Source organism: Bacillus sp. FSL W8-0519 (genome assembly GCF_038005585.1).
Lineage (GTDB): Bacteria > Bacillota > Bacilli > Bacillales > Bacillaceae_G > Bacillus_A > Bacillus_A paranthracis.
In genome coordinates, this window is the sequence record NZ_JBBOTL010000001.1 from 3,697,475 (window position 1) to 3,715,209 (window position 17,735).

Sequence of the window (17,735 nt, forward strand, 5' to 3'; positions counted from 1 at the left end):
CTTCACCTACTTTCGTTTGTCGAACCCGCATAATCAATCAGAACAAGGGTAATATTATCTTCCCCACCACGATCATTCGCCAATTGAATGAGACGTTGCCCCTTAGTTTCTAGCTGTTCATTTAACTGTAAAATTTGTTGCATATCAGCAATAGAAACTTTGTTAGATAATCCATCAGAGCAAAGAAGTAACTGATCATCTTCCTCTAGCACCAACGTTTTAACATCTAATCCGACTTTCTCTTCTGTTCCTAATGCCCTTAATAAAACATTCTTTTTCGGGTGATATTCTGCGTCTTCTTTTGAAATTTCACCATGTCTCACAAGTTCATTTACAAGTGAGTGATCTTCCGTTACAAGCGAGATTTCTCCCTCTGATACCATATAACAACGACTATCCCCTATATGACCTATTGTCACAAAGCTCGGCATACAAATTGCTATTATAAGTGTTGTTCCCATGCCATTACATTCTACATGTTGCTTAGAGTACTCATATATACGCTCATTAATAATCCCAACACTAGTATGTAACCACTCTTCTACTTTTTTTGGCTCATTCATATTATGCGTTTGCTTCCAATAATCATGGAATAATTGAATGGTCATCGAGCTAGCTACATCACCAGCTCGATGACCTCCCATTCCATCTGCTACTACCGCTAAAATATTTCCATCTAAATTATGAAAAACTCCTGCACTATCTTCATTATGTTGACGAACTTTTCCTTTATCTGATAGAAACACGGCTTTCATCTCGTCACCTCGTCTCTTCTTTGCGCTCCTTCGCACGCAACTGACCGCAGGCTGCATCAATATCATGACCTTGTTCACGGCGAATCGTTACATTTACTCCACGATCTTTTAACGTTTTTTCAAACAAGAAAATTTGTTCACGTGGCGTACGTACATAATCACGTTCAGGTACGTAGTTTACCGGAATTAAGTTCACATGACATTTTACACCTTTTAAGAGCGCAGCAAGTTCTTCAGCGTGCTCAACTTGGTCATTTTCTCCTCCAAATAGTCCATATTCAAAAGTAATACGACGCCCTGTTCTATTTACATAGTATTTAATAGCTTCCATCAAATCTGGTAGCTTATAAGCACGGTTAATCGGCATTAATTTTGAACGTAATTCTGAGTTTGGAGCATGCAGTGAAATCGCAAAATTAATTTGTAAGTCTTCTTCAGCGAACTTATAAATTTTCGGGATAATTCCACTTGTCGAAACTGTCATATGTCTCGCACCAATATGAAGTCCTTTTTCATGGTTAATGATGCGTAAGAATCCCATTAAATTATCGTAGTTATCAAATGGTTCTCCAATTCCCATAACGACAAGAGAACTTACACGTTCTTCTGATTCATCAAGTGCACGTTGCACTTCTACTACTTGCGCTACAATTTCTCCAGCTTCTAAGTTTCGCTTTAAACCGCCAAGCGTTGAAGCACAGAACGTACATCCAATACGACAACCTACTTGCGTTGTTACACAAATGGAATTTCCATATTCATGTCGCATTAATACCGTTTCAATAGAATATCCATCGTATAATTGGAATAAGAATTTAATTGTTCCATCCGAAGACGTTTGTTTTACTAACGTATTTAAAGTAGTAATATCAAAGGAATTCGACAATTTTTCACGCAATCCTTTAGAAAGGTTTGACATATCCTCATAATTTTTTACACGTTTTTTATATAACCAATCAAAAATTTGTCCAGCACGGAACTTTGGTTCTCCTTGCTCCTTTAACCAATCTTGCATTTCATGAAGTTGTAAAGAGTAAATTGATGGTTTTTTCGTTTCTAAATTTTTCTTTTGTTTTCTCACAGTCGTTTCCACGATGCTACACCTTCTTCCTTAAACAAGCAATATAAAAGCCATCTGTTGCAAAATAATGCGGTAAAATTTGTACTTGACCTTCATCAATATACGGACTTAACTTTTCTGGCATACGCTCTTTTATCGTAGTATCCCACTCAAACTCAGGATGCTCTTGTAAAAATCGTTCTATTACTTGTTCATTTTCTATTTTTTCAATTGTGCACGTACTATAAACAAGGCGACCACCTTGTTTTAATAACGGTGCGATTTTTTCTAGTATTGCAAGTTGGATCGTCGATAATCTTTCACTATCGCCTTTATCTTTACCTAACTTAATATCAGGCTTACGTCTAATTACACCAAATCCAGAACATGGGGCATCTACTAATATTTTATCAAACGTTTCATTTGCAAAATGTTCTTGCACTTTTCTAGCATCTAATGCCTTTGTTTCGACATTTCCTAGACCAAGTCGCTCTGCTTGTTGTTTAATTAAACGTACTTTGTGTGCATGTAAATCAAGGGACATGACTTGACCAGTTCCTTTTAATCGCTCTGCGATATGTGTTGTTTTTCCACCTGGAGCAGCACAACTATCAAGAACTACATCTCCCTCATCTGGTTCTAAGGCACGTGCTACCAGCATAGAACTTTCATCTTGAATAGAAAGAAAACCTTTTTTAAACGCATCTGTGTGCGCTACATTCCCTTTTTCAATTTGAATTGCATCATCTGATAAATCGCCACGCTTCGCTTCTATACCTTCACTAGCTAATAATGCAATTGCTTCTTCTACTGTTATTTTATCAACATTTACACGCGCTGTTGGTACAGGCGGTAACATGTTCACTTCACACATTTTCTCAGCAGTTTCTAAACCATATTCTGAAGTCCACTCTTGGACAAGCCAAATTGGATGACTTGTTGCAATTGCCAAACGTTCTACTGGATCTTTGATTTCATCTACAGAAGGTACACCTTCTCTTTGAATCGAACGTAATACACCGTTCACCATACCAGCAATTCCTTTATGCCCGCGACGCTTTGCAATCTCAACGGCTTCATGAATAGCCGCTCTTTCAGGCACTCGGTCTAAATAAATCATTTGATATAAAGATAAGCGAAGTAATACTCTTACCCACGCTTCAACTTTCTTTTTTAAAAAAGGCTGTAAATAATAATCTAATGTATCACGACGTTGGATTGTTCCATATACAATCTCAGTTAGTAAACCAATATCTTTTCTATCAATTGTACTTTTTTCAATTAGATTATTTAAAAGTAAGTTACTGTATGCACCACTTTTTTCTACTTGAATTAAACCATCAAGAGCTAATTCACGAACATTTTGTCTCATGCATTTTCTCCTAACTTTGTTCCAATTTCAGGTTTTGTTCCACGTAAAAATTGTGAACAGCTCATACGCTTTTTACCAGAAGGTTGCAATTCTGTAATTTTAACACCCGTTTCATTACCAGTTGCTACAACGAAACCATCTTCTTCGATCGCAACAATCGTACCTGCTTCAGCTGATTTCGTTACAGGGACTTTTTCTCCCCACCATACTTTAACAACTTGTCCTGCTAAAGTTGTATAAGCAACTGGCCATGGATTCAATCCGCGAATGTGATTGTATACTTCTTCACCTGTTTTTGTCCAATCAATTTTCTCTTGCTCACGTTTTATATTATATGCAAACGTTACTTCTTCCTCGTTTTGTTTAATTGGTTCTAACTTACCTTGAATTAGTAAAGGTACTGTTTTAGATAGAAGATGTGCCCCTGCTTCACTTAACTTATCAAATAACGAACCTGTCGTTTCACGCTCTTCAATTTCCACTTCTACTTGCGTTAAAATATCACCAGCATCCAATTTTTCTACCATATACATAATTGTAATACCTGTTTTTTCTTTCCCTTCCATAATTGCATAATGGATTGGTGCACCGCCACGAAGTTCAGGAAGTAAAGAAGCGTGGACGTTAATACATCCATACTTCGGTGCTTCTAAAATTTCATTTGGTACAATTTGACCGAACGCAGCTGTTACAATTAAATCTGGCTCTAATGCCAATACTTTTTCATATTCGTCTTTTTCACGAATTCTTAACGGCTGTAACACCGGAATACCATGCTTTTCTGCTTCCACTTTAACAGGTGTAGGTGTTAATACTTTTTTTCTGCCTACCGGACGATCTGGTTGCGTAACAACACCTATTACATCATAGCCATCTTCAATAAGACGACGAAGCACCGGCACTGAAAAGTCCGGTGTTCCCATAAATACTACTTTTATCATTTAAAAACCGCTCCTTTTAATACCTATTCTAATTCATTTTCCTCATAATATCTTGTCACTTTCGATGTAAATAACACACCGTGTAAATGATCGATTTCATGTTGAATTGCACGCGCTAAAAACCCTTCTGCTTCTAGTAAAAATACTTTGCCTCGACGATTTTGCGCACGCACTTTAATATAATCCGCACGTTCCACTTCACCATAAAGTCCCGGGAAGCTTAAACAGCCTTCGGGACCTACTTGTTCACCACGTTTTTCTAATATCGATGGATTGATTAACTCAATTTTCCCAGTATCATCACCGATATCAACTACCGCCACTTGCAAGCTTACCCCTACTTGAGGCGCAGCTAAACCGACTCCGTCCGCAATTAACATTGTTTCATGCATATCTTTCAACAATTTCACTAACTTTTTATCAAAGTTAATTACTCTTTCACACGGTGTTTCTAACACTTCATTTGGATGCTTTACTATTTCTAAAACTGCCATATTTCCCTCCGCTACATTAACATTGTTGGATTAAAATCAATTGAGATTTGTAGCTCTTTTTGCATTTCTGCTTGATAATGTTCATTTACCATTTTGAGCACGTTCTTTAAGTTTGGTTCCCGTTTGTATTTTATCATGCATTGATAACGATATCTATCTTTTATCCTTGGAATTGCTGAAGCAACCGGTCCTAACACCATCGTTTGCTGCGAACAGTGCGTCCGTAAATGACCGACAATTTTTTCCGTCACTTGTACTGCTTTTAATAATTCCGGATGAGATACCGTCACAAGTACAACATAGTAATAAGGTGGGTATTGTCTCGTTCGCCTCATTTGCATTTCTTGATCAAAAAACACATCATATTGTTGGTTCTTTGCTAACTCTATACTATAATGTTCTGGCGTATACGTTTGAATTATAACTTCCCCTGGCAATTCATGTCGGCCTGCTCGTCCACTTACTTGCGTCAATAACTGATAAGTCTTTTCACTCGCCCGGAAATCAGGTAAATGAAGCATCGTATCAGCAGTTAAAACACCAACAAGCGTTACTTTCGGAAAATCTAACCCTTTTGCAATCATTTGTGTTCCAAGTAATATATCTGCTTTTTCTTCCCCGAACGCCTTTAATAATTTCTCATGCATCCCTTTACGACTCGTCGTATCTACATCCATTCGAATGACTCGTGCCTCTGGAAATAGTTTTGTAATTTCTTCTTCTACCTTTTGCGTACCTGTACCAAAGAAACGAATGTATGTACTTTGACAAGCAGGACACGCAGTCGGCATATTTTCTTCGTAACTGCAATAATGACATTTTAAACGATGATTCATTTTATGATATGTCAGCGAGATATCACAATGCGGACATTGTACAACGTACCCGCAATCACGGCACATAACAAATGTAGAATGACCTCTTCTATTTAAAAAGAGCACCATTTGTTCTTTCTTTTCTAACCGATCTGCTATTTTTTCATGCAGTGCCTTTGAAAACATGGAGCGATTCCCGTCACGAAGTTCTTCACGCATATCAACAATCTCTACTGTCGGTAAAGCTTGTTCGTTCATACGTTTTTCCATCGTCAGTAATTCATACACACCTTTTTTCGCTCTTGCAAACGATTCAAGCGTCGGTGTTGCACTACCAAGAACGATAGGACATTTATGATATTGTCCTCTCCACACAGCTACATCCCTTGCATGATACCTCGGATTATCTTCTTGCTTGTAGCTCGATTCATGTTCCTCATCAATGATAATAATCCCTAAATTTTCAAAAGGAGCAAATACAGCTGAACGTGCACCAACTACGACTTTCACTTCTTTTCTTAAAATCTTACGCCATTCATCATATTTTTCTCCAACAGACAGCGCACTATGAAGAACTGCAACTTGTGAGCCAAATCTACCTTTAAAACGATCTACCATCTGAGGCGTTAGTGCAATTTCAGGAACAAGTACAATAGCTTCTTTTCCTTTCTCGAGCACCGCTGCTATAGATTGTAAATATACTTCTGTTTTTCCGCTTCCTGTAACACCATATAGTAAAAATGGATTGTAAGTTTCATTTGTAATTGATGATAAAATCGGTGTAATAACTTGCTTTTGTTCCTCAGTAAGTGGGAATGGTTTCGTTTGTTCAAAATCGTCATCGTCATACGGATTTCGGTACACTTCCACATACTTTTCTGAGAGTAGTCCCTTTTTAACAAGTGCTTTAATTGGAGCATCTGTTATTTGTAACTCTTCTGTTATTACTTTCAACGGTACACTTTTATAATTTTCCACAAAATAATAGAGGACATCTTGTTGTTTTTTACTTTTCAGTTCAAATGCTGCTAATTCTAATTTATCTTCTGGCAACTCCGGTTGAACGACTCTTTGTTTCTTCTTTTGTACCTTATCTTTTACTTGATAAACGACTTCAATCGTGCCATGTTTAATTTCTTGTTGAATCGTGCGGTATAGCTGTGGCTGCGTCTCAATCGCTTCCCAATCTATCGCTTCTTTGTCCTGAAATAAAAACAGTAGTTCAGGTGCTACTTCTTCTTGTTTACGAAGTTGTAGACGTTTTTTATATGTTGCTTTTATCGCCGTTGGAAGCATAACTTGAAAAGCTGAAATCATATAACATAACGTTTCACTTGTAAGCCAATACCCTAGCTTTAACAACTCTTCATTTAAAACGGGTGTTACATCTAAAATTTCATGAATTGTCTTTAACTTCTTACTTTCTACTTCAACCGAATCTTTAATCCCAATAATAAAACCTTGCAATTTCCTTGGGCCAAACGGAACTACTACACGCATGCCTGTCTGGACAATATCTTCCCATTTTTTAGGAATAATATAATCAAATGGTCGATCTGTCTGACGTGCAGGTACATCAACAATTACACTTGCAAATTTCATAGACGATCATCTTCTAACATTATTTCAATTTGCTTTAATATTTCACGAGCAACCTCTTTCTTCGTTAAAAGTGGCAACTCTATAACTTCTCCATCTTTTCTATACATTGTTACAATGTTCGTATCTGTACCAAATCCAGCTCCTTGCGCCTTTACATCGTTTGCAACAATCATATTCGCATTTTTCTCACGTAATTTTTTCGTTGCATATTCCTCTACGTTTGTCGTTTCAGCCGCAAAACCGATAAGTAACTGTTTGTCTTTCATCTCACCTAACGTTTTTAAAATATCTACTGTTCTCTCAAGTTCAATTACAGCATCGCCATTTTTCTTTTTCATTTTATTATCATGAACATATTTCGGACGATAATCTGCAACCGCTGCTGTTTTAATGACAACATCTACGTCTTCATAATGTTGAATAACCGCCTCTAACATATCTTGTGCAGATTCCACTTGCACCGTAGTTACATGTAATGGTGGATGTAATGCTGTCGGTCCCGAAACGAGTATAACATCAGCGCCTAAGTTCGCTGCCACTTCCGCAATCGCGTATCCCATTTTTCCAGAAGAAAAATTAGTCATAAAACGGACTGGATCAATCTTTTCACGAGTTGGGCCAGCAGTTATTAATATTCTTTTTCCTTGCAGTGGTTTTTGCTCTGAAAAAGCCTCTTCTAACCGTGCAATAATGGCTTCAGGTTCTTCTAATCTTCCCTTCGCTACATAACCACACGCTAAAAAACCTTCTCCAGGCTCAATAAATATATATCCTAACGTTTTTAACGTCATCATATTTTTTTGAACAATTTTATTTTCATACATATGCACATTCATAGCAGGTGCAATCCACACTGGGGCTGTAGTAGCTAACAAAGTAGTTGTAATCATATCATCTGCAATACCGTTAGCTAACTTTCCAATACAATTGGCTGTAGCAGGTGCAACAAGTACAACATCTGCCCAATCTGCTAAATCAATATGAGCAATAACAGCTGAGTCTTTCTCATCGAATGTATCCGTATATACATCATGGCGAGAAAGCGCCTGGAATGTAAGAGGTGTAACAAACTTCATTGCCGACTCACTCATCATTACTTTTACAATAGCACCAGATTGTGTCAATTTACTCGTTAACGCAGCCGCTTTAAAGACCGCAATGCCTCCTGTTACACATAAAAGTATCTTTTTCCCTTTTAGCATATGGCTCGTCCTCTTTCTTTTTCAAACTTATAATACTGAAACAAGATTATCAGCTCATCAGTATCAATATTTCTTCACTACCGTAAAAAAATAACAACCTACTTGTAAATAGGTTGTTACCGTTACATAGAAAATTATAAAGTCTATGTTTTAAATTGTCGAAGACAAAGTCTTATTCAGTTACTTTATCTTCACTTGGTACGTAGCTTAACGCTTCCATATCGATTTCTTCTAATGCTTTACCTACACATTTATGAGAAACTGGTTTTTCTACAACACAGTTATTAGCAAGTTGCATTTCGCGCGCACGTTTTGCAGCCACTGTTACAAGTGTATATTTAGAATCGATTTTTGTTAATAATGAATCAATTGATGGATTTAACATAATTATAGACCCTCCGTCATTTCTTTATAATATTTTGCTACTCTTTCGCGGCGGCAATGTTCGCCAACCACAATTGCTTTAATTCTTTCACAAGCTAGTTCAACTTGGTCGTTTTCTACAACGTAGTCGTAAGCGTCCATCATATCAATTTCTTCTTTCGCTACCGTTAAACGATTTTCAATAACATCTTCAGTTTCTGTACCACGACCGACAATTCGGTTCTTTAGTTCAGATAAACTTGGAGGTGCTAAGAAAATAAATACACCTTCTGGGAAAGCTTTCTTAACTTGAATTGCTCCTTGCACTTCAATTTCTAAGAATACATCTTTTCCTTCTTGTAATGTTTTTTCAACATAGTCAATTGGTGTTCCGTAATAATTACCTACGAACTCAGCCCACTCAAGTAATTTTTCATTACGAATCATTTCCTCAAATTCTTCTCTCTCTTTAAAGAAATAATCCACACCATCCACTTCACCTTCACGTGGCTTACGTGTCGTTACTGAAATGGAGTACTGAAAACGTGTATCCTCATGACTAAACAGCTCTTTTCGAACCGTTCCTTTACCAACCCCAGAAGGTCCTGAAAGAACGATGAGCAATCCTCTTCTACTTCTCATAAATATGTAAAACCTACCCTTCCTCACTTAACTCTTCTTTATTATTCAAACGATGTGCAATCGTCTCTGGCTGAATTGGACTTAATACAACATGCCCATCATCCATAACAATAACCGCCCTTGTTTTTCTCCCATACGTAGCATCAAGCAAAGCATTATGTTCGCGTGCTTCCTGTACTGTTCGTTTAATAGGAGCTGACTCCGGACTTACAATAGCAATAATTCGATGAGCAGATACAATATTTCCGTATCCAATATTTAAAAACCGCATGGCCATAGTTTGCGCCTCCTAGTAAGTCTATCCGATTTCTCCACCACGTATAACTTTATATATTTTTTGAAAGCTACTCAATATTTTGTACTTGTTCACGAATTTTTTCAAGGTTATTTTTCATTTCTACAACATATTTTGAAATTGTTAAGTCATTTGCCTTAGAACCAATCGTATTAATTTCTCTATGCATCTCTTGCACGATGAAATCCATTTTCCTTCCAACAGGCTCTTCAATCTGCAGTGTTTCACGGAATTGTTCTAAATGACTTTGCAAACGAACTAACTCTTCGTGAATATCACAACGCTCAGCAAAAATTGCAACTTCTGTTAGCAATCTTTGTTCATCTAGATCTTGATTATGTAATTCCTTTAAGCGATTTTCTAATCGTTCACGATATTTTTGTGTAACAATTGGTGCATGCGGAATAATAGCATTTACACAATTATGAATCTCTTGTAAGCGATACGCTATATCTTTATGTAATCGTTCTCCTTCGCCATCTCTCATCGTTTTTAACATATGAGCAGCTTGGCGAACAGCCTCATATAAACTGTTCTCAAATTGTTCATTTACGTTTTCTACCTCTTCAATCGCTGTTACTTCTGGCATTGCCATTAATTGCTCGAGTGTAATAGAATCTTGTAATTGAAATTTTCCTTTTATATCTTCCATAATCGATTGGTACTGCTCAAGAAGCGACCAATTCACACTTAATTTTCTTTCAACAAGCCCTTCACCCGCTATACTAATAGACACTTCAATACGTCCACGGCGAACTTGCTGTGCAATTATTTTACGAATTTTGTCTTCAAATACCGTCATTTGCTTCGGTAGTCGAATACTCATCTCTAGAAAACGGTGGTTCACCGATTTCATTTCTACTGTAATTTGAAAAGTATCACTCTCTACTTTCGATCTTCCAAATCCTGTCATACTACAAATCATTTTTTATCACATCCAAGCCATGAAATAACTCAATGAAAAAGGTAATAGAGACAAGGCTCTACTACCTTCTGTAAATTATATCACATTTTCATATCATTGACTATTTCAAGTTTAATCCCTTCTTATATAATATTGGCTTTTCCTTCTTCCCCTTTTTCCCTGTTAATAAAGAGCCTACTAATAAGAAGGTCGGAATTGACGATAAACCTCCAATTAACAACCAATCTCTCGCTTGTATTGGCATCGTGCTAAAAATCGGTTGTAACGGTGGATAATATATAACGACTAGCATGAGTAGTAATGAAATGATAACCGCTCCTACTAAATACACATTTCCAAACGGATTGCGGTGGAAAACAGAATGCTCACTTCGGCAATCAAATACATGAATCAGCTGAGCAAGTACCAATGTTGCAAACGCTACAGTTTGTGCATATTTCAGTTCATTTGGATGTTGATTATACGCAATAATAAATGCTACTAGCGTCACTGCCCCAATTAGAAAGCCACGACTTATAATTTTCCAGGCAAGCCCTCTAGCAAATACCCCTTCTTTCGGATGACGCGGCGTTCTCTTCATCACGTCTCCCTCGGCCTTATCCAAACCTAACGCCATCGCCGGTAAACCGTCAGTAACTAAATTCACCCATAAAATTTGAATTGGAACCATCGGCAGCGGTAGTGCAAGTAACATGGCAAATAACATGACCAAAATTTCTCCAACGTTCGATGCTAATAAATAACGAATAAACTTACGTATGTTCTCGTATATATTTCTACCTTCTTTAATTGCTGATTTTATCGTAGCGAAATTATCGTCCAGCAATACGAGAGATGAAGCTTCTTTTGCAACATCTGTCCCTGTAATTCCCATCGCTATCCCAATATCCGCAGTTTTTATAGCTGGAGCATCGTTTACTCCATCACCTGTCATCGCCACTATATGTCCTTTATTTTGCAACGCCTTAACAATTTTTAATTTATGTTCTGGTGATACACGAGCAAATACATACGTATCTTCTACAACATTTTCTAATTCTTCTACATCCATAGTTGCGAGTTCTACCCCTTCAACAACGCGTCCACCTGGTGGTAAAATGCTTAATTGTTCTGCAATCGCCATTGCAGTCACTTTATGATCCCCTGTAATCATCACTGTTCGAATACCAGCTTCTCTGCACTCTTTTACTGCCTGCTCTACTTCTGGTCTTGGCGGATCAATCATACCTTGTATCCCAACTAACATAAAATCCTTTTCAACGTCTCTTTCATGTTCGGTAGAATCAGTTACTTTTAATGGCTTAAATGCAACTGCAATTGTTCGCAGCGCTTGACTACCTAAACTATGAATAGCCGCCTGTACTTCTTTTCTATACAACTCACTTAATGGTTGCTGCTTATCTCCCCATAAAATCGTTTGACTCATTTGCAGAAGGACATCTGGTGCTCCCTTCGTAACGACAAACTTTTTCCCCTCTCGATCTCGTACAATAACACTCATCATTTTTCGAGTTGAATCAAACGGAAATTCACGAATAATTTCAAATTTCCCTTTCAGCGCCTCACGCGTTATCCCCGCTTTCATTGCTGCAGCTACAAGCGCCCCCTCAGTTGGATCTCCATCTAATACATACGCCTTTTTCTTTTGAATAATATTTGCGTTATTACATAGCGAACCAAATGTAAGTAGTTGATAAAGTGATTTCGTCTTAGCTGGATTAATTTCTTTTTCACCTTTCATAAAAGAGCCATTAGGTTCATACCCTTGGCCTGTCACTTTCCACAATTCTCCACCTGACCACATATGTGTTACCATCATTTTGTTTTGCGTCATCGTTCCTGTTTTATCAGAGCATATGACAGAAGCACAGCCTAACGTTTCTACTGCTGGTAACTTCCTTACAATTGCTCTCTTTTTTATCATACGCTGTACACCAAGCGATAAAGCTACTGTAACGATTGCTGGTAACCCTTCTGGAATAGCAGCAACAGCTAGCGACACGCCAGCTAAAAACATATGATATACTTCATTCCCTTGATACACACCAGCTAACACGACAAGCGCTGTCAAAATAAGAGCCACAATAATTAATATTTTTCCAAGTTGCTCTAATCTTCTTTGCAATGGTGTTTCCATTTGCTCTGCATTTTGCAACATATTTGCAATTTGGCCCATCGCTGTATTCATACCCGTTGCTACAACGACTCCTGTTCCAGACCCTCGTGTAATCATCGTACCCATAAAAGCCATATTTTTTTGATCACCAATTGAAACATCTTGCCCTTGCAACGCTTCTACTTTCTTCTGCACTGGAACTGACTCTCCTGTTAAAGCTGATTCTTCAATATATAAACTCGACGCCTCAACAAGACGTACATCAGCTCCAATACGATCGCCACTAGAAAATTTAATAACATCACCTAAAACGAGTGCTTTAGACGGTGCCTTTACCCACTTTCCATTTCGCAGTACAGTTACTTGCGGGGCGGCTAGCTCTTTTAAAGCTTCCAATGACTTTTCAGCCTTTCTTTCTTGAAAAAATCCGAGAATACCATTGATAATAACAATTGCCACAATCGCAATAGAATCAATGTATTCCCCTAAAAAAGCCGAAACGATTGTTGCACCAAACAAAACAAGCACCATAAAATCTTTAAATTGCGCCAAAAATACCATTAGTGCAGAAGGCCTCTTTGCTTCATCTAGTTCATTTGTACCAAATTTTTTAATTCGCCCTTCTGCTTCTTTCTCTGTAAGTCCAACCTTCACATTCGTATTCGTTCTTTCTTCCACTTCATGTGCACGCATTCCATACCAGTTCATCCTGCTATCGACCTCCTGATTCCAGACATACTCTATTGAAAGCTTATTCAGCCTCGTCCAAAAAAATGCTATAATTAACTTTTAGTTAGAAAGGAGTGTTCATTTATGGCATTCGATGGATTATTTACAAGAGCGATTACACATGAAATTGCAAATTCTCTTTACACGGGAAGAATTTCAAAAATATATCAACCTTCAAAATACGAGATTTTATTACATATTCGAGCAAACGGAAAAAATCAAAAGCTGATTCTTTCCGCTCATCCGACATATGCACGTTTACACTTAACAAATCAAAATTATGATTCACCTGCACTTCCGCCAATGTTCTGTATGCTTCTTCGTAAGCATTTAGAAGGTGGATTCATTGAAAAAATTGAACAAATTGATTTAGAGCGTATTATTCAAATTACCGTTCGTAGCAGAAATGAAATTGGTGATGAATCGCTAAAAACATTAGTAATTGAAATTATGGGACGACATAGTAACATCATTTTAGTAGACACAAAAACAAACAATATTTTAGATAGCTTAAAACACGTTTCCTTAGCAGTAAACCGACATCGAACTGTATACGCTGGAGCTGAATATATTGCACCACCAGCACAACATAAAATTAACCCACTTCAGATCGAAACAAATGATGAATTTATTAGACCGCTGGACTTTCTATCTGGAAACATGGATAAACAGCTAGTCGGAACCTTTACCGGAATATCACCGTTATTCGCAAAAGAAGTAGTGAAAAAAGCAGGTATGGTAAATGAAAAAGCATTAGCTGACGCATTTTTCTCCATACAAAAACCATTATTAACTCATACATATTCACCAACAATGACTACTTCAAATGGGAAAGAATTCTTTTATCTTTTCCCTCTTGCGCACTTAGCTGGAGAAGACAAGACATTCTCATCTGTTAGTGAATTGCTAGACCGTTTCTTTTTTGGAAAAGCAGAGCGTGACCGTGTAAAACAACAAGCTCATGATTTAGAGCGCTTTATGCAAAACGAAAAAAATAAAAATGAGAAAAAACTCATTAAACTAGAAAAAACATTACAAGATGCTGGAAAAGCAGATAAATATCAACTATTTGGAGAACTACTTACAGCCAATATGTACGCTTTGAAAAAAGGCGATAAAGATATTGAAGTCGTTAACTATTATGATGAAAATGGTGGAACTGTAAAGATCGCATTAGATCCTTTAAAAACGCCATCTGAAAATGCACAACGCTATTTCCAAAAGTACCAAAAAGCGAAAAATTCCGTTGTTGTTGTAGAAGAACAAATCGAAAAAACAAAGGAAGAAATTCTTTATTTTGATAGCTTACTTCAACAAATGGAAGCTGCTTCTTCAAAAGATATTGAAGAAATTCGTGAGGAATTAGCTGAAGAAGGTTATATGCGCAATCGTAAAACGAAAAACGGAAAGAAAAAGCCTACTAAACCAGTATTAGATAAATATGTAGCAAGTGATGGCACAGAGATTTTCGTCGGTAAAAACAATAAACAAAATGATTATTTAACAACGAAATTTGCCCGTCGTGATGAAATTTGGTTACATACGAAAGATATACCTGGTTCTCACGTTGTCATTCGTTCTTTAGAACCTGCTGAAGAAACTTTACTAGAAGCTGCCAAAATTGCTGCTTATTACAGTAAAGCAAAAGAGTCTAGTTCTGTACCTGTTGATTTCACCAAAATACGCCATGTGAAAAAACCGAGTGGTGCAAAACTTGGTTTTGTTACGTACGACAATCAGCAAACTGTTTATGTAACACCCGATGCTGATACTGTAATGAAATTAAAAGCTTAAATAAAAAAATGCGTTGCTTATAAGCAGCGCATTTTTTTATTCGTTCCAACTAGTTCATATACCCATTCACTAATTCATAACACCTTTCTTTTGTCATCTTGTATTTCTCTTCTGAAGCATCTATACGTCTCATCGTCCCGTTATTTGTATCAGTACCAATTGCTTTAACCTTACTTTCCTTTTCTTTAACCCACGCAATTTGTTTCGTTTTTAATGACTGAAATGCATCAGGGGACATCGTATTTTTTAATGTACTGTAAATTTCATTTAGTTTATTATCCCACAGTTCATAATTTCCTTCTATTTCATTTACTATGTCATTTGTTGACATGACATTTGTATGTTTTTCTTGGTTTTCTAGAGCCGCTAACTCATTTAAAACTTTAGTTTTACCTACTGCTGACGAAGTTTCTTTTTTAGTCTGCTTCTCTTCTTTAGAAATAGCATGCGTACTCATGCTATTTTCCTTAATGTTTTCATGTTCTTGACTATTATTTTCTTTCGTTTCTTTTTCCTGCTTTTGCTCATCTAAATCATATGTAATAACCGATGTTTTTGCATCTACAGCAATTAATCTAGCATTTTCTTTAAAAATATATTTTTTGTCACCACTGTTCTCCTCTTTAACAAAATCGACATTCTTAAAGCCTCGAATTTTCAGAAACTCACTAGCTTCTTCCTTCGTAAGTTTTAAATCTCTCGGTGTATGCGATGACCATTTATCCATTAACCATTTTCCATCTTTATAAACGAAAATAAATTCCCATATCTCTGCTTCATTTCCCATATCATTTGAAGGTATAATCGTTTCAATCGTTAAATTTTTATCTTTCTGTGTATACGTTAATCTCATTTCTGGTTCAATATTAATAGGGAATGGCAACATATCTGTCTCTCTAGATCTATTAAATGTTTCAAGCGAATTAGGAAGCTGGTTCTCTACAAATTTTTCTGTAACCAATCCCTTAACTCCTTTTTTCGCTGTCGCCAAATCTCCTGGATTATTTCGACTCCATCCATTTTCTTTTTCCATCTCACTAAATGCATTTGCTATTGCATCTACACTCTTTCTTACAATCTTTTTCGCTTCTTTTTCTGTCACTTCTGGGGCTTCATCAAGCTGTTCAATCGTTTCATTTGCTTGAACTTTGATTTCACTTTTTTCACACCCTGTTACAACTAGCATACTAGCAGCGAAGCAAAATGACATGACTTTACTTAATTTCTTCATATACTCACATTCCTTATTCCTATTTATTCGTTACGCACCTTTATCTACAAGAAAACATAACGACCTCTTATTATACCAATTATCACCATTTATTTATACAAAAAATATAATATTAGAATTGAAAGATTATAATATGCAAGTTTACATTACTGTATAAATTTTTGACATCCTCATTTTATATTTGTCTAGTTTTTTTGACACAAAACTCCCGCTTCTCTTTTATTGTCAATAAGTATATTGGCACAAGTTTTGCTTTATTAAATATAAAAAGGAGGCATTAAAATGAATATAAGAATAACTAATATCCAAAAACAACTACATAAGTACGGAATTGACGGGTTACTTATTACAAAAAAAGAAAACCGCCAATATGCAACAGGCTTTACAGGTAGTGCTGGCGCCGTCTTAATCTCTGCCGATCAAGCTGTTTTTATAACAGATTTCCGCTATGTAGATCAAGCAAAATCACAAATAAAAGATGCTGAAATTATTATGCATAAAGGAAATTTAGAGGAAGAAGTTGCAAATCAAGTGTCAAAATTAAACATTCAAAAACTCGGAATTGAAGAAAACAACATGACATTGCAACAATATAAAAACTTGCAAAAGTACGTACAGGCGGAAATGATTCAAGTTTGCGAAATTATCGAAAATATTCGTATCATTAAAGACACGCCTGAAATAGAAATAATGAAAATTGCAGCTAATATTGCGGACGAAGCATTTTACCACATTCTTACGTTTCTAAAACCAGGAATAAGTGAAAATACTGTACGAGATGAATTAGAATTTTTCATGCGAAAAAAAGGTGCTGCATCTTCATCATTTCAAATTATTGTAGCTTCTGGTGTTCGTTCTTCTCTTCCACATGGAGTCGCATCAAATAAAATAATTGAACGAGGCGACATCGTTACATTAGATTTCGGTGCACTTTACGACGGATATTGTTCCGATATAACACGTACTGTAGTAATCGGGGAACCATCAGAAGAATTCAAAAAGATATACAATATTGTACTTGAAGCATTAAAACGCGGGACTGAAGCGATTAAACCTGGAGAAACTGCAAAACGTATCGATGATATAACGAGAAACTACATTACTAAGCATGGATACGGTCAATATTTTGGACATTCTACTGGTCATGGTCTTGGATTAGAAATTCATGAACCTCTCCGCCTATCCCAAGAAAGTAAGGCTACTTTAGAAGAGGGTATGGTCGTTACAGTTGAACCAGGTATTTACATACCGAACTGGGGCGGTTGTAGAATTGAAGATGATATTGTCATTACAAAAGACGGATATGAAGTTATTACAAAATCAAATAGAGAACTAATTATAATCCCTTGTTAATATTTCGAAATTTCCAACAGGATTTTTTCTCTGCACATAGAATTCC

15 protein-coding genes are annotated in these 17,735 nt (G+C 36.6%); 2 read left to right on the top strand and 13 right to left on the bottom strand.

Annotated elements, in window-relative coordinates; all coding sequences use genetic code 11:
- Positions 1-2: 2 nt before the first annotated feature.
- The 12 genes from NST14_RS19235 to NST14_RS19290 all read right to left on the bottom strand — a co-directional run bounded on the left by NST14_RS19235 (position 3) and on the right by NST14_RS19290 (position 13,290).
- Positions 3-755 (bottom strand): Stp1/IreP family PP2C-type Ser/Thr phosphatase, encoded by a 753-nt coding sequence (locus NST14_RS19235; protein WP_229142889.1) that lies wholly within the window; start codon positions 753-755, stop codon positions 3-5.
- A 4-nt stretch (positions 756-759) separates the two neighbouring features.
- Positions 760-1,848, bottom strand: coding sequence for a 23S rRNA (adenine(2503)-C(2))-methyltransferase RlmN (rlmN, locus tag NST14_RS19240; protein ID WP_000450543.1), 1,089 nt, complete (start codon positions 1,846-1,848; stop codon positions 760-762).
- Between the two features lie 4 nt (positions 1,849-1,852).
- On the bottom strand, positions 1,853-3,187 hold the full coding sequence (gene rsmB / locus NST14_RS19245; protein ID WP_001249672.1) for a 16S rRNA (cytosine(967)-C(5))-methyltransferase RsmB: 1,335 nt from the start codon (positions 3,185-3,187) through the stop codon (positions 1,853-1,855).
- Entirely contained in the window at positions 3,184-4,128 is a 945-nt protein-coding gene (gene fmt, locus NST14_RS19250) for a methionyl-tRNA formyltransferase (RefSeq protein ID WP_000598790.1), read from the bottom strand. Before fmt ends, rsmB begins: the two co-directional genes overlap by 4 nt.
- 23 nt (positions 4,129-4,151) lie before the next feature.
- The gene (def, locus tag NST14_RS19255) at positions 4,152-4,622 is read right to left on the bottom strand and encodes a peptide deformylase (RefSeq protein WP_000279468.1); all 471 of its coding nucleotides are present in this window, start codon (positions 4,620-4,622) and stop codon (positions 4,152-4,154) included.
- 11 nt (positions 4,623-4,633) lie between these two features.
- Positions 4,634-7,039 (bottom strand): primosomal protein N', encoded by a 2,406-nt coding sequence (gene priA, locus NST14_RS19260; RefSeq protein ID WP_000666727.1) that lies wholly within the window; start codon positions 7,037-7,039, stop codon positions 4,634-4,636.
- Positions 7,036-8,241 (bottom strand): bifunctional phosphopantothenoylcysteine decarboxylase/phosphopantothenate--cysteine ligase CoaBC, encoded by a 1,206-nt coding sequence (gene coaBC / locus NST14_RS19265; RefSeq protein ID WP_000911755.1) that lies wholly within the window; start codon positions 8,239-8,241, stop codon positions 7,036-7,038. The genes priA and coaBC overlap by 4 nt, the downstream gene beginning before the upstream one ends.
- A 172-nt stretch (positions 8,242-8,413) precedes the next feature.
- Positions 8,414-8,626, bottom strand: a complete 213-nt coding sequence (gene rpoZ, locus NST14_RS19270) for a DNA-directed RNA polymerase subunit omega (RefSeq protein ID WP_000933970.1) — start codon at positions 8,624-8,626, stop codon at positions 8,414-8,416.
- A 2-nt stretch (positions 8,627-8,628) separates the two neighbouring features.
- On the bottom strand, positions 8,629-9,246 hold the full coding sequence (gene gmk, locus NST14_RS19275; protein WP_001257738.1) for a guanylate kinase: 618 nt from the start codon (positions 9,244-9,246) through the stop codon (positions 8,629-8,631).
- Between the two features lie 13 nt (positions 9,247-9,259).
- Complete coding sequence (gene remA / locus NST14_RS19280) at positions 9,260-9,523, bottom strand: extracellular matrix/biofilm regulator RemA (RefSeq protein ID WP_001251458.1); 264 nt, start codon at positions 9,521-9,523, stop codon at positions 9,260-9,262.
- A 67-nt stretch (positions 9,524-9,590) separates the two neighbouring features.
- Positions 9,591-10,466 carry a YicC/YloC family endoribonuclease gene (locus NST14_RS19285; RefSeq protein ID WP_000564125.1) on the bottom strand — a complete coding sequence of 292 codons (876 nt, stop codon included), beginning with the start codon at positions 10,464-10,466 and terminating at the stop codon, positions 9,591-9,593.
- A 100-nt stretch (positions 10,467-10,566) separates the two neighbouring features.
- Entirely contained in the window at positions 10,567-13,290 is a 2,724-nt protein-coding gene (locus NST14_RS19290) for a calcium-translocating P-type ATPase, SERCA-type (protein ID WP_001104748.1), read from the bottom strand.
- Between the two features lie 105 nt (positions 13,291-13,395).
- On the opposite strand from NST14_RS19290, the gene NST14_RS19295 reads away from it, so the two are divergent.
- Positions 13,396-15,105: an Rqc2 family fibronectin-binding protein gene (locus tag NST14_RS19295; RefSeq protein ID WP_000863254.1), complete on the top strand. Its 1,710-nt coding sequence runs from the start codon at positions 13,396-13,398 to the stop codon at positions 15,103-15,105.
- A gap of 49 nt (positions 15,106-15,154) precedes the next feature.
- Here the strand turns inward: NST14_RS19295 and NST14_RS19300 are convergent, their stop codons facing one another.
- Entirely contained in the window at positions 15,155-16,336 is a 1,182-nt protein-coding gene (locus tag NST14_RS19300; protein ID WP_000736514.1) for a lysozyme inhibitor LprI family protein, read from the bottom strand.
- Positions 16,337-16,618: 282 nt separating this feature from the next.
- On the opposite strand from NST14_RS19300, the gene NST14_RS19305 reads away from it, so the two are divergent.
- The gene (locus NST14_RS19305; RefSeq protein ID WP_229142891.1) at positions 16,619-17,689 is read left to right on the top strand and encodes a M24 family metallopeptidase; all 1,071 of its coding nucleotides are present in this window, start codon (positions 16,619-16,621) and stop codon (positions 17,687-17,689) included.
- The last annotated feature ends 46 nt before the right edge of the window (positions 17,690-17,735 follow it).